This window comes from Nitratireductor sp. ZSWI3 (assembly GCF_024655565.1).
In the GTDB taxonomy this organism is placed as follows: Bacteria; Pseudomonadota; Alphaproteobacteria; order Rhizobiales; family Rhizobiaceae; genus Nitratireductor.
Window position 1 is genome coordinate 1 of the sequence record NZ_JANKOF010000124.1, and the last position, 12,062, is coordinate 12,062.

At 66.0% G+C, this 12,062-nt stretch carries 11 protein-coding genes and 1 pseudogene; 4 read left to right on the forward strand and 8 right to left on the reverse strand.

Going from position 1 to position 12,062, the window contains the following annotated elements:
• The first annotated feature begins 92 nt into the window (after positions 1-92).
• From NUU27_RS23235 to NUU27_RS23245, 3 genes are read left to right on the forward strand one after another with little or no spacing between them, the layout of a single operon-like run.
• The gene (locus NUU27_RS23235; RefSeq protein ID WP_257764680.1) at positions 93-254 is read left to right on the forward strand and encodes a hypothetical protein; all 162 of its coding nucleotides are present in this window, start codon (positions 93-95) and stop codon (positions 252-254) included.
• Between the two features lie 36 nt (positions 255-290).
• On the forward strand, positions 291-869 hold the full coding sequence (locus NUU27_RS23240; RefSeq protein WP_257764681.1) for an SCO family protein: 579 nt from the start codon (positions 291-293) through the stop codon (positions 867-869).
• Positions 870-881: 12 nt separating this feature from the next.
• The gene (locus NUU27_RS23245; protein WP_257764682.1) at positions 882-1,754 is read left to right on the forward strand and encodes a 50S ribosomal protein L11 methyltransferase; all 873 of its coding nucleotides are present in this window, start codon (positions 882-884) and stop codon (positions 1,752-1,754) included.
• A 104-nt stretch (positions 1,755-1,858) separates the two neighbouring features.
• On the opposite strand, the gene NUU27_RS23250 is transcribed toward NUU27_RS23245, so the two are convergent.
• Positions 1,859-2,047 (reverse strand): hypothetical protein, encoded by a 189-nt coding sequence (locus tag NUU27_RS23250; RefSeq protein ID WP_257764683.1) that lies wholly within the window; start codon positions 2,045-2,047, stop codon positions 1,859-1,861.
• 233 nt (positions 2,048-2,280) lie between these two features.
• Between NUU27_RS23250 and NUU27_RS23255 the strand changes: the two genes are divergently transcribed.
• The gene (locus NUU27_RS23255; protein ID WP_257764689.1) at positions 2,281-4,110 is read left to right on the forward strand and encodes an aminopeptidase P family protein; all 1,830 of its coding nucleotides are present in this window, start codon (positions 2,281-2,283) and stop codon (positions 4,108-4,110) included.
• A 4-nt stretch (positions 4,111-4,114) separates the two neighbouring features.
• Here NUU27_RS23255 and NUU27_RS23260 read toward each other — a convergent pair whose 3' ends face one another.
• The 7 genes and pseudogenes from NUU27_RS23260 to NUU27_RS23290 form a co-directional block, all read right to left on the reverse strand.
• The gene (locus NUU27_RS23260) at positions 4,115-4,414 is read right to left on the reverse strand and encodes an AzlD family protein (protein ID WP_257764684.1); all 300 of its coding nucleotides are present in this window, start codon (positions 4,412-4,414) and stop codon (positions 4,115-4,117) included.
• Complete coding sequence (locus NUU27_RS23265; protein ID WP_257764685.1) at positions 4,411-5,139, reverse strand: AzlC family ABC transporter permease; 729 nt, start codon at positions 5,137-5,139, stop codon at positions 4,411-4,413. Before NUU27_RS23265 ends, NUU27_RS23260 begins: the two co-directional genes overlap by 4 nt.
• 104 nt (positions 5,140-5,243) lie before the next feature.
• Positions 5,244-7,355, reverse strand: coding sequence for an NAD-dependent DNA ligase LigA (gene ligA, locus NUU27_RS23270; RefSeq protein ID WP_257764686.1), 2,112 nt, complete (start codon positions 7,353-7,355; stop codon positions 5,244-5,246).
• 136 nt (positions 7,356-7,491) lie between these two features.
• The gene (gene recN, locus NUU27_RS23275; RefSeq protein WP_257764687.1) at positions 7,492-9,165 is read right to left on the reverse strand and encodes a DNA repair protein RecN; all 1,674 of its coding nucleotides are present in this window, start codon (positions 9,163-9,165) and stop codon (positions 7,492-7,494) included.
• 10 nt (positions 9,166-9,175) lie between these two features.
• On the reverse strand, positions 9,176-10,042 hold the full coding sequence (locus NUU27_RS23280) for an outer membrane protein assembly factor BamD (protein ID WP_374568013.1): 867 nt from the start codon (positions 10,040-10,042) through the stop codon (positions 9,176-9,178).
• Between the two features lie 150 nt (positions 10,043-10,192).
• A complete protein-coding gene (gene lpxC / locus NUU27_RS23285; RefSeq protein WP_257764688.1) occupies positions 10,193-11,131 on the reverse strand; it encodes a UDP-3-O-acyl-N-acetylglucosamine deacetylase in 939 nt (312 codons plus the stop codon).
• Positions 11,132-11,522: 391 nt separating this feature from the next.
• Positions 11,523-12,062: pseudogene (locus NUU27_RS23290) on the reverse strand (cell division protein FtsZ); the annotation flags it as partial.

Sequence of the window (12,062 nt, forward strand, 5' to 3'; positions counted from 1 at the left end):
CCCCCCCCCCACACACACGAGACGTCGCCATTTTCAGGCTTGCGACAAGATGCTGCTTTGCGCCTTCGGGCCGATCTGCGCTATTGTAAGTCATGAGACTAGAGCAACCCCAGCATGCGACCCGATGGATCACGGCAGGCCTGGCAGCGCTGCTTGCCGCCGCTCTAAGCGGCTGGGCCTTTGCCATGTGGATCGAGCATGGCGGCGGGATCTTCCTTGCCATGGCTCAATCGGGCCTTTCCTGGTGCTTCTAACCGCTTTCCGCTCCATCTTTCTTCAGGTGTTTTCCAATGATGCGAACCATCCTCGTCGGCATCCTCGCGGTCATGGCAGCGGGAATCGGCTTCCTGACTTTCCAATGGTACCAGCAGCAGAACACACGCAAGGCATTCGGCGTCCCCTTCGAACTGGTCGACCAGGACGGCCAGAAGATCACCGAGGCCGCGTTCAAGGGCGGGCCGCGTGTCGTCTTCTTCGGCTTCACCCATTGTCCGGAAGTCTGCCCGACCACGCTGTTCGAACTCGACGGCTGGCTGGATGAGCTTGGCGAGGAAGGCGCGGACATCGAGGCCTATTTCGTTTCCGTCGATCCCGAGCGCGATACGCCGGAGGTGATGAAAGCCTATCTGGGCAACTTCTCCGACAGGATCACCGGCATCACCGGCACGCCCGAGCAGATCGCGGCGATGGCGAAGGGCTTCTCCATTTACATGCGCAAGGTGGAACTGGAGAATGGCGACTACACGATGGACCACACGGCCTCGGTGCTTCTGCTCGACAGTTCCGGCGACTTCTTCGGCACCATCGCCTATGAAGAGAATCGCGACACAGCCATCGCCAAGCTGAAACGCCTGGCCAAGGAAGCCTGACGGCAAGGACCCATGGGCCAGACACGTCTTTACCTGAATGCCTCGCGTGACGAGGCGCAAGCGATCTTCAAGCTGCTGGACGCCCGTTTCGACGAGGAGGGCCTGCCGATCAGCCTGTTCGAGGCGGACGAGGAAAACGGCCGCTTCGAGGTCTCCGTCTATGTCGACGGGAATGTCGAGCAGGTGGCCGGAGAGATGCGCGAGGCGCTTGCCAGCCTGCCCCGTGAGCCCGAGATCGTCGAGGAGGCGGTTCCGGATATCGATTGGGTCGCCCATTCGCTCGAGGGGCTGACCCCGGTGCGGGTCGGCCGCCTTCTCGTTCATGGCAGCCATGACAGGCCTCTGCGCCGCATCGGCGACGTCGCCATCGAGATCGAGGCGGGCCTGGCCTTCGGAACCGGCCATCACGGCACGACGGCCGGCTGCCTGAAGGCGATCTCGGACGTGTTGAAACGCGAAAGGCCCCGCACGGCGCTGGATCTCGGCGCGGGCAGCGCCGTGCTCGCCATCGCCATCGCTGCAATGGCACGCATTCCGGTCCTGGCCACCGACATCGATCCCGTCGCCACCCGGGTCGCCGCGGAAAACGTTCGGCTCAACGGCGTCGGCAGCCTCGTCGAGACGCACACGGCGCCGGGCTTCCACCACCGCATATTCGCGGAAAAAAGGCCGTTCGACCTCATCGTCGCCAACATCCTGGCGCGTCCCCTGATGGGCCTTGCACCCGACATGGCGCGGCACCTTTCGCCCGGCGGCACCCTGATTCTCTCGGGCATCCTGGAGCGGCAACGCCGGGCCGTCATCGCCGCCTACCAAAACCAGGGGTTTCGCCATATGCGCACCGAAGCGCGCGAGGGCTGGGTGACGATCCAGATGAAGCGCTGATAGCAGCGCGGCCGCTTCATCGACGGGCCACAAACGAACAGCCCCGGAAACCGTCACCGGCTTCCGGGGCTGTTCGTTTAGGGAACGCTTGCGATAAACGCAGATCAGAACATGTGCGAGACGCTGCGGCTGCGCTTCAGCTCGTCGCGGGTGTAACCGTGGGCGCGCAGGGTCTCGTCATCGAGCATCAGCAATGCCCCGTTGACGTAGCTCTTCACCTGCCTCTGGCGTGCCTCGATAAGGGCGTCGAATGCGCTCCGGAAGAAGCCGCGCTTGCCGGCGAACTGTGCCATCTGAACTCTCCTTGTTCGGCGACGGACTGTCCGTCTCTCATGGCCAGAAGATAGGCCTGCCCCTTGCCTGCAACCAGCGCTGTTTGCGCATGGCTTCCATCTTATTTTGCATTGCAACATCAAATGGTGCAGCGCACAGAATCCGCTTCCGGGGCAAAATCCAGCACGGCCAATTCCGCTTGCCGGCCGGTTGCTGTAGGTTCGGCGCTGTTTGGATGAATCTGCAGGTTTTCATGTTCCAATCCTTCGATGTCACCGCCGATCCCGCACAGGGGGTCGCGCGTATCGCAAAGCTCCGCGAAACCTTCGACCGCGCCGGCCTCGACGGCTATCTCGTCCCGCGCGCCGACGAGCATCAGGGAGAGTATGTGGCGCCCTGCTCGGAGCGGCTGGCCTGGCTCACCGGCTTCACCGGGTCGGCCGGCATGGCGCTCGTCCTGCGCGACCGCGCGCTCCTCTTCGTCGACGGACGCTATACGCTCCAGGCGGCGGAGCAGACCGATCCGTCCCTCTTCACCATCGAGAGCCTTATCGACAATCCGCCCCGGGAGTGGATGGCCGAGAACCTGTCGAAGGGCGCCCGGATCGGCTTCGATCCGTGGCTGCACACGATCGGCGAGGTCCGCGCTCTGGAAAAGGCCGTCGCCAGGAGCGGGGCGGAACTGGTTCCGGTCGACGGCAATCTGGTCGACGACATCTGGCACGAGCGGCCCGCCTCGCCGCTCGGCGCCACCCGCATTCAACCTCTGGACTATGCGGGCGAAACAGCGCTCGACAAGCTCGCCCGGTTGGCTGACGCCGTGCACGAGGGCGGCGCCGACCTGACGGTCCTGACCGATCCGTCCTCGCTCGCCTGGGCCTTCAACATCCGTGGCAACGACGTTCCGCACACACCCCTGGCGCTCGGCTTCGCGCTCGTTCCCGCCCACGGCCGCCCGACCCTCTTCATCGACAAGCGCAAGCTGGACCGTGAGACCGAGGCCTATCTGACGCAGCTCGCCGAGCTGCTGCCGCCTTCGGCCCTGGAGAAGACGATGGCCGGCCTCGCCCGCGACGGCATGCGCATCGGCCTCGATCCCGGCCTCGCCGCCGATCGGCTGCGCCGGCTGGCCGCCCGGGAGGGCGCGCAGATCGTCGACCTCGACGATCCCGCCCGCCTGCCCCGCGCCATCAAGAACACGATCGAGCTGCAGGGCGCCCGCGCCGCCCACCGCCGCGACGGCGCCGCCATGACGCGCTTCCTGTGCTGGCTCGATGCGCAGCCGGCCGGCACGTTCGACGAGATCGCCGTCGCCCGCAAGCTGGAGGCCTGCCGCGCCGAGGTCGGCCAGGAGACACAGATGCGGCTGCGCGACATCTCCTTCGACACGATCTCCGGCGCCGGTCCCAACGGCGCGATCATCCACTACCGTGTCACAACCCGCACCAGCCGCATCCTCGGCAAGGACGAGCTCTATCTGGTGGATTCGGGTGCGCAATACGAGGACGGCACCACCGACATCACACGAACCGTCATCATCGGCACACCGAGCGCCGAGATGCGTGACCGCTTCACCCGGGTCCTGAAAGGCCTGATCGCCCTTTCACGCCTGCGCTTCCCGCCGGGCACGCGCGGCATGGACATCGACCCCTTCGCCCGCCATGCCCTCTGGCAGGCGGGCCTCGACTATGCCCACGGCACGGGCCACGGCGTCGGTTCCTATCTGTCGGTGCATGAGGGGCCGCAGCGCATCGCCAGAACCGGTACGCAGAAGCTGGAGCCGGGAATGATCCTTTCCAATGAACCCGGCTACTACAAGCCCGGCGCCTACGGCATTCGCCTGGAAAACCTCATCGTCGTCGAGCCCGCGGCCCCGGTCGGAGACGGCGAGATCGACATGCACGGCTTCGAGACCCTGACACTGGCGCCGTTCGACCGGCGTCTGATCGAGACCGCACTTCTGGAACCCGGCGAGCGCGCCTGGCTCGACGCCTATCACGCCCGCGTCTTCGAGGAGATCGGCCCGATGGTCGACGGCGAAGTCCACGCCTGGCTCGAGCGGGCGACGTCGCCGCTCGGCTGACCCTTCAGCCGAGCAGATGACGCAGGAGAATGAGAACGGCAGCCGAGGTCAGGAACATCGGCATCATGCCTCCGGCAATCCAGGAGACCGCGACGCCGGTCGCAAGAGCGGCGATCTCGGCCGGTCCGCCATTCATCGCGGCAGGTGCCACCAGCGTCGTCAGAACCGCCGCCGGAACGGCGTTCAGCCCGGCCTCGACGCGCGGATGGATGCGCTCGAAACGCGACAGGACCAGATGACCGCCAATGCGCGTCAGAAAGGTCATCAGGGCGCCGGCGAGGATGACCCAGACGGTGGTGCTCATCGGTCCGCTCCTTCCTGCCGTGCCGCCGGTGCGAAGGCGGCCGCCAAAAGCACGCCGGCCGCCGCTCCGATGGAAACGTGCCAGGGCGATCCGATCGTCCGGTAGGCGATGATCGACGCCAGCGCGCTGACGGCGACCACCGGCAGCCAGAACGGCCGCTTGCGGAACCCCATGACGAGCCCGAGGAAATAGATCGGCAGCAGGAAATCGATGCCGAGCGGCTCGGGCTCCGGCATGACCTTGCCGAACAGGGCGCCGATCCATCCCTCGACAACCCAGAACACATAGACGGGAAGCGCCGCGCCCGCATACCAGCCGAAGGTCACCGTCCCGATCCGTTCGCCGCGCCGCTCGGCTTCGGCGAAGATCGGATCGACAAGCATGAAGAAGCCGAACAGGCGCTGCAACGGATTCCAATGAGCGATGCGCCGGCCGGTTGTGGCCGAATAGAGCACGTGGCGGAAGTTGACCGCGAAGATCGACAGGACGATCAGCCAGGGCGCCACCTTCTGTCCGAACAGATCGATGCCCACCATCTGGCTGGCGCCAGCGAAGATGGTCGCGCTCATCAGCACGGCCTCGAACACGGTGAAGCCGTTGTCCACGGCCAGCGCGCCGAAAAGCACGCCGAACGGCGCCGCGGCAATGACGATCGGCAGGCTGTCCTTGAATCCCTGCGCGAAATCGCGCGGGCCGGACCGCTCGGTCAATATATCGGTGGTCATGATTCCTCCAGAGCCTGCCATGATATGGCAGGAAGACTGACCAGTCGCGTCAATTCCCTTGAGCCAAGCATCAATACCGGTGATGCCGCTCCGGCAGCGGAGGATCAGGCGCCCACCCGCTCGAACCAGGCGTCCTCGTCGATCACCTCGACCCCCAGCTCCGCCGCCTTCTTCAGCTTCGAGCCGGCGCCGGGGCCGGCCACCACCAGATCGGTCTTTTTCGAAACCGAGCCCGCCACCTTGGCACCGAGCCGTTCGGCCATCGCCTTGGCCTCGTCGCGGGACAGCCGCTCGAGGCTGCCGGTGAAGACGATGGTCATGCCCGCCACCGGTGAATCCCCGGCAGGACGCTCCGCATCCATCACCTCGACCTGCCCAGCGAGATTCTCGACCAGGTCTCGATTGTGCGCTTCGCCGAAATACTGGGCGATGGAATCGATCACCGCGTCACCGATGTCGTCCAGCGCGTCCATCTCCTCGCGCGCCTGCGCGTCCGCATCCGCCACCGCGACCGCCGCGTCGTGAAAGTCCTTCCACGAGCCATAGGCGCGCGCCAGCGTCTTGGCCGTCTGTTCGCCCACATGGCGGATGCCCAGGGCATAGATCATGCGCTCCAGGCCGATCTCGCGCCGGTTTTCGATGGCCGCGAAGAGATTGGCCGCCGAGACCGAGCCCCAGCCTTCCTTGTCCTTCAGCTTCTTGATGTTCTCGCCATCGCGCTGCGCGAGCGTGAAGATGTCGCCGGGGCTTCTGACCGGCAGATCCGGATCGTTGAAGAAGAACTCGATCTGCTTGTCGCCGAGCCCGTCGATGTCGAAAGCGCGGCGGGACACGAAGTGGCGCAGGTGCTCCACCCTTTGGAAAGGGCAGGCGAACTCGCCCGAGCACCGGCGGACGACGCCTTCGCCGCCGGTGCCGATCCCCTCGCGCACCACCGGCGTCCGCAGCTCGCAGGGGCAGACCGTCGGGAAGACGAATTCCTGCGCATCCGCCGGCCGCTTCTCGGCGATCACGCCGAGAATCTGCGGAATGACGTCGCCGGCCCGCTGCACGGTCACGGTGTCGCCGATCATCACGCCCAGCCGCTCGATCTCCTCGGCGTTATGCAGCGTCGCGTTGGTGACCACCACGCCGCCGACGGTGACCGGCTTCAGGCGGGCGACCGGCGTGAGGGCGCCGGTGCGGCCGACCTGGATGTCGATGCCGCGCAGGATGGTCGTCGCCTTCTCGGCCGGGAATTTATGCGCGATGGCCCAGCGCGGGCTGCGTGAAACGAAGCCCAGCCGCTGCTGCAGCGCCAGGTCGTCGACCTTGTAGACCACACCGTCGATGTCGTAGCCGAGCGCCGCCCGCGCTTCTTCGATCGTGTGGTACTGGCGAAGCAGTTCCTCGGCGCTGCTGCAGCGCACCGTCAGGGGATTGACGTGAAAACCGTAACGCTCGAACGCGGCGACCATGCCGCTCTGGGTATCGGACGGCATCTCCGACACCTCCCCCCAGGCATAGGCGAAAAACTTCAGCGGCCGTGCGGCGGTGATCGACGAATCGAGCTGGCGCAGCGAACCGGCCGCCGTGTTGCGCGGGTTCACATAGGTCTGCTTGCCCTCGGCCTCCTGGCGCTTGTTGAGCGCCAGGAAATCGGCATGCGTCATGTAGACCTCGCCGCGCACCTCGAGCACGCTCGGCGGATTGCCCGAAAGCACGTTCGGTATGTCGGCCACCGCCCGAGCGTTGGCGGTGACGTTCTCGCCCTCCTGGCCGTCGCCGCGCGTCGCCGCGGAGACGAGCCGCCCCTGCTCATAGCGCAGGGAAAGCGACAGGCCGTCGATCTTCGGTTCGGCGGTCATCACCACGGGCGCGTCCGGATCGAGCTTCAGGTAGCGCCGGATCCGCGCCACGAAATCCACCACGTCTTCATCGGAAAACGCGTTGTCGAGCGACAGCATCGGCACCTTGTGCCGCACCTTCTCGAACCGCTCCGAAACGGGCGCCCCGACCCGGCGTGACGGCGAATCCTCGCGCACCAGCTGCGGAAACCGCTGCTCGATGGCCAGATTGCGTCGGCGCAGCGCGTCATAGTCGGCATCCGAGATGGCCGGCTGGTCTTCCTCGAAGTACCGCCTGTCATGCTCCCCGATCTCTTTGGCAAGCCAGGCCAGCTCTTCGCTGGCTTGGGCTTCCGTCAGGGTTTCAACGGGGGGCTTGGCGGCAGGCATAGGCGACGAATCCGACTGTGGAACCTCGCCTAGTGTAAAGCATCGTCAGGCAAAAGTGGGAACCCGGTTTTCGCCATCCGCCCCGCCTGCTGACACATGGTGCAGTCATGGGCGCTGCCCGCGACGAGCCCGGTGTTCAGGACGCTGCCGGGCTGCTCTGCAGAAGCCGCTGGGCGGCGGCACGCGCCTCGTCCGTCACCGTCGCGCCGGCGAGCATGCGGGCGATCTCCTCCTGGCGGGCGCCGTGGTCCATCACCGAGACGCCGGTCGACACGCGATCGGAGCCACCGCTCTTGGCGATCAGATAATGGGTCCCGGCCCGCGCGGCCACCTGAGGAGCGTGGGTCACCGACAGCACCTGGATCCGGTCGGCAAGGCGCGCCAGCCGCTGGCCGATGGCATCCGCCACCGCACCGCCCACGCCCGTGTCGATCTCGTCGAACACGAGTGTCGGGGCCGAGCCGCGATCCGCCAGGACCACCTTCAGGGCAAGGAGGAAGCGCGACAGCTCGCCACCGGAGGCAACCTTCATCATCGGGCCCGGACGCGTGCCGGGATTGGTGCGCACCCAGAACTCGACGCGGTCGATGCCCTCCTCGCTGCGGTCCTCCGCCTCGGCGGCGATCTCGACGATGAACTCGGCCCGTTCCAGCTTGAGCGCCGGCAGCTCGGCCATCACGGCCGCGCTCAGACCCGCCGCCGTCTCGCGGCGCATCTGCGACAGCTCCGCCGCCGCCGCATCATAGGTCTTGACCGCCATCGCCGCCTGCTCCTGCAGGAGCGCCAGGCGCTCCTCGCCGGCATCGAGTTCGTCGAGGTCGCCGACCATCCGGGCGCAGAGGCCGGCCAGATCGTCCACCTGCACATTATGCTTGCGGGCGGCCGCGCGCAGCGCGAACAGCCGCTCCTCTGCCTGCTCCAGCCGCTGCGGGTCGAATTCCGTGGCGCGCATCGCCTCGTCCACCGCCGATTGCGCGGCGTCGAGGGAAAGCAGCGCGGCGTCGAGCGGCTCGATGATGCCGTCGAGAAGGCCCGGCGCATCCTGCGCCTTGCGCTGCAGGCGGCGCAGCAGGCTGGACAGCTGCGGCACCGGCGACGAATGGCCCGACAGGATCTCCTGCGCATCGGCGATGTCGGAGGCGATCTTCTCGGCCCGCATCATCCCGGCACGCTCCTCGGCAAGGACCGCCTCCTCGTCGGGGCGCGGATCGAGCTTGGAAAGTTCGTCCACCGAGGCGCGCAGGAAATCGGCCTCGCGCGCCGCCGCCTCGACGCGCGCCTTGTGCCGCACATATTCCTGCTCGGCGTGGCGAAGGTCGCGCCAGGCCAGACGCACGCGCGCCACCGCCTCGCCATGCCCGCCGAAGGCGTCGAGCAGATCCCGATGGACGGTGGCATCGACCAGGGCACGCTCGTCATGCTGGCCGTGGATCTCGACCAGCGTGCGGCCCACCTGCCGCATCAATGCCACGCTCGACGGCTGGTCGTTGATGAAGACGCGGGTCCGGCCGTCGGCGCTCTGCACGCGCCTGAGGATTATATCGCCTTCATCGTCGATGGCGTTGTCGGCAAGCAGGTCGCGCACCGGGTGGGATGCCGGCAAATCGAAGACGGCGATCACCTGGCCCTGGTCGGCGCCGTGGCGCACCAGCGAGGCATCGCCCCGCCCGCCGAGCGCCAGCGAAAGCGAATCGAGCAGGATCGACTTGCCCGCGCCCGTCTCGCCGGTCAGCACGGAGAGACCGCTCGAGAAATCCATGTCGAGGCGTTCAATCAGGACGATATCGCGGATCGACAGATGGGAGAGCATTGGAGGGTAACTAGCCGCCCAGGATTGCCGATCCGGCCCTGGATATCCAGGAGCCCGCGTTCTCGCGCGGCTCGAGGCCGCCCGATTGCAGCAGTGCGTAGGAATCCTTGTACCACTGGCTGTCGGGGAAATTGTGCCCGAGAACGGCGGCGGCGGTCTGCGCCTCCGAAACGAGCCCCATCGCGTAATAGGCCTCGGTCAGGCGAGCGAGCGCCTCCTCAACGTGACGCGTGTTGGGATATTCTTCGACCACCCCGCGAAAGCGGCGGACGGCGGCCACATATTCGCGGCGCTCCAGATAGTAGCGGCCGATCTGCATCTCCTTGCCGGCCAGCTGGTCGTTGGCGAAGCGGATCTTCGCCTGGGCGTCCTCGACATATTCGGACTCGGGCCAGCGCTGGACGACTTCTTCCATCGCCTCCAGCGTGCGGCGTGCCTCGCGCTGGTCCTGCGTCACGTCGCGGATCTGGCGGAAATAGCTGAGGCCGACCAGATACTGCGCATAGGCGGCCTCATCCGAGGTCGGATAGAGCGACACATAGCGCTTGCCGCTGTTGATGGCTTCCTCGTACTTCGCCTGGCGGTAGTTGGCGAAGGTGTTCATGATCATCGCCTTGCGGGCGAATTCGGAATAGGGATGCTGGCGGTCGATCGCCTCGAACTTCGCGCTGGCCTCCTTGAGGCGCCCGGAATTCATGTTGGCAAGGCCCTGATTGTAGAGCACGTCGGCGGGATCGGTCTGCTCGACATAGGTCGACAGGTCCAGATCCTTCTCCGTGTTGCAGGCCGAAAGCAGAAGCGATGCGCCAAGGGCGCACACCGTCAGTAGAGCCGCCCTGCCCGTTCTGGTCATGCCGGCAACATTGGTTGAACGCATTTCGCCTCTCGCATCTCGGAAACCGATATTGGAACGCAGTCATAGAGCATATGGCTGCCATGCGGCAACGCTATTGCCGCGCAATGGTGCAATTTTGTGGCGTGCGAATGCGACTTTGCCGCTAAACCGGAAAGAGACGCCTGAACGGACTCAGATCGTCCACGGCGCGTAGACGGGAGCGTTGACCGCCACCATCTCGGCCCGGCGACCCTGCTCGCGGCGCGTGGTCTCGACGATCTCGTAGGCGGACCGATCCGTCAGAAGATGACGAAGCGCGGCCGCGTTAAGACGATGCCCGCCGCGGAAGGAGCGGAAACAGCCGATGAAGCGCGCCCCTGCAAGGGCCAGGTCGCCGACGGCATCGAGCATCTTGTGGCGCACGAACTCGTCGGGGTAGCGCAGGCCGCCCGTGTTGATGACACGGTGGTCCTCGCCGATCACCAGCGAGTTCTCCAGCGAGGAGCCGAGCGCGAAGCCGGCAGCCCACAGGCGCTCGACATCCTTGATGAAGCCAAAGGTGCGCGCCCGCGCGATCTCGTTGCGGAACGTCTCGCCATTCAAATCGAAAGCAAGCGACTGGCGGCCGATCGCCGGCGAATCAAAGTCGATCTCGATCTCGAAGCGCGTGCGGTCATGCGGCCGGAACTCCGCCCATGAACTGCCATTGTCGATGCGGATCGGCTTAATCACGCGAATGTAGCGGCGCTTGACCGGCAGGGCCACTGTGCCGGCCTGCTCGAAGGCCTCGACGAAGCCGATGGCGCTGCCGTCGAGAACCGGCACTTCAGCGCCGTCGATCTCGATCGCCACATTGTCGATCCCCATGGCGATCAGCGCCGCCATCAGGTGTTCCACCGTCGCCACGTGTTCGCCGCTCACATCGCCGAGGGCGGTGCACAAATCGGTCTGCGCAACCTCGGAGACCAGCGCGCGGATCACGCGGCCCGTGCCGGCCTCGTCGATGCGCTGGAACACCACGCCGGTGTCGGGTTCGGCGGGAGAGAAATGGATGGAAACGGGCTTGCCGCTATGAACGCCGATACCGGACAGCGAGCAGCGCGATTTCAGTGTCGTCTGATACTCGAGCAAAATGGATCCCCGTCAGCTCGTCTAATACCTGCAGCACACGCCTACTATGCGCACGCGCCTTTCGAAGGTTATTTAGGACGACACCCCCAAATGCGTCCCACGCCCCGCCTTTTATCCGTGACGAAAGATAGTGTCGCGCCGGGAAGACTCCAAATCACGCTTTTTTACCCCATGTTACGCAATTCGCTTTCTGTAATTTTCCTATAAATAGCTGATTTATTTACTGTTCCTTAAAGAAAAGGGAGGCGCCTTGCGCCTCCCCTGAAACATCCGGTTACCAAACGTTATCTCGACAGCGCCCTGCGTCGATTCGGACGCACAAAGGACGCTGTGAGTCCTTGAATCCGCGCATCGCACTTTCCGAAAATCGATATCGATTTTCGGACCGATGCTAGTTCGCCTGCCGGCGCAGGAAGGCCGGGATCTCCAGATGGTCGTCGTCCTGCACGGCGCGCGGTTGCGTGGTGAGCCGGCCGTGCTCGTCGAGCTGGCCCTGGCGCGGCGCGTAAAGCTGCGCCTCGCTCTCCGGCATGCGGCGCGGCTGCGGCGCGGCCTGGCGCAGCTTCGGCTCGCGCGGCTGCTCGGCGTAGCCCTGATCGCCGTCGCGGCGCGAGAGGCCGTGCGTCAGGCGCTTGATCAGCCCCATCGGACCGCGGTCCTCCTGCTCGTGCTGCGGATGCGCATTCGATTCGATCTCGGCCTTCACCACCGGCGGGAAATCCTCGACGCGCGGCATGCGCGGGGCGCTCGCCTGCGGCTGAACCTCGCGGACCGGTGCCGGTGCGGGCTGCACGGGGCGCGGCGCGGGCGCCGGAGCCCTGGCGGCGACCGGAGCGGGCTCCTGCGGCTGGCGGAACAGCGTGCTCTGCGGCTGGAAGGCGTCGGCAGCGGCCGGACGCGGAGCCTGCGGCACGGCGCGCTCTGCCTCGCG

What these genes read in the sequence shown, in the direction of transcription:
- NUU27_RS23235 (WP_257764680.1), top strand. Translation starts at nt 93, where the DNA reads ATGAGACTAGAGCAACCCCAGCATGCGACCCGATGGATCACGGCAGGC.
- NUU27_RS23240 (WP_257764681.1), top strand. Translation starts at nt 291, where the DNA reads ATGATGCGAACCATCCTCGTCGGCATCCTCGCGGTCATGGCAGCGGGA.
- NUU27_RS23245 (WP_257764682.1), top strand. Translation starts at nt 882, where the DNA reads ATGGGCCAGACACGTCTTTACCTGAATGCCTCGCGTGACGAGGCGCAA.
- NUU27_RS23250 (WP_257764683.1), bottom strand. Translation starts at nt 2,047, where the DNA reads ATGGCACAGTTCGCCGGCAAGCGCGGCTTCTTCCGGAGCGCATTCGAC.
- NUU27_RS23255 (WP_257764689.1), top strand. Translation starts at nt 2,281, where the DNA reads ATGTTCCAATCCTTCGATGTCACCGCCGATCCCGCACAGGGGGTCGCG.
- NUU27_RS23260 (WP_257764684.1), bottom strand. Translation starts at nt 4,414, where the DNA reads ATGAGCACCACCGTCTGGGTCATCCTCGCCGGCGCCCTGATGACCTTT.
- NUU27_RS23265 (WP_257764685.1), bottom strand. Translation starts at nt 5,139, where the DNA reads ATGACCACCGATATATTGACCGAGCGGTCCGGCCCGCGCGATTTCGCG.
- ligA (WP_257764686.1), bottom strand. Translation starts at nt 7,355, where the DNA reads ATGCCTGCCGCCAAGCCCCCCGTTGAAACCCTGACGGAAGCCCAAGCC.
- recN (WP_257764687.1), bottom strand. Translation starts at nt 9,165, where the DNA reads ATGCTCTCCCATCTGTCGATCCGCGATATCGTCCTGATTGAACGCCTC.
- NUU27_RS23280 (WP_374568013.1), bottom strand. Translation starts at nt 10,042, where the DNA reads ATGCGTTCAACCAATGTTGCCGGCATGACCAGAACGGGCAGGGCGGCT.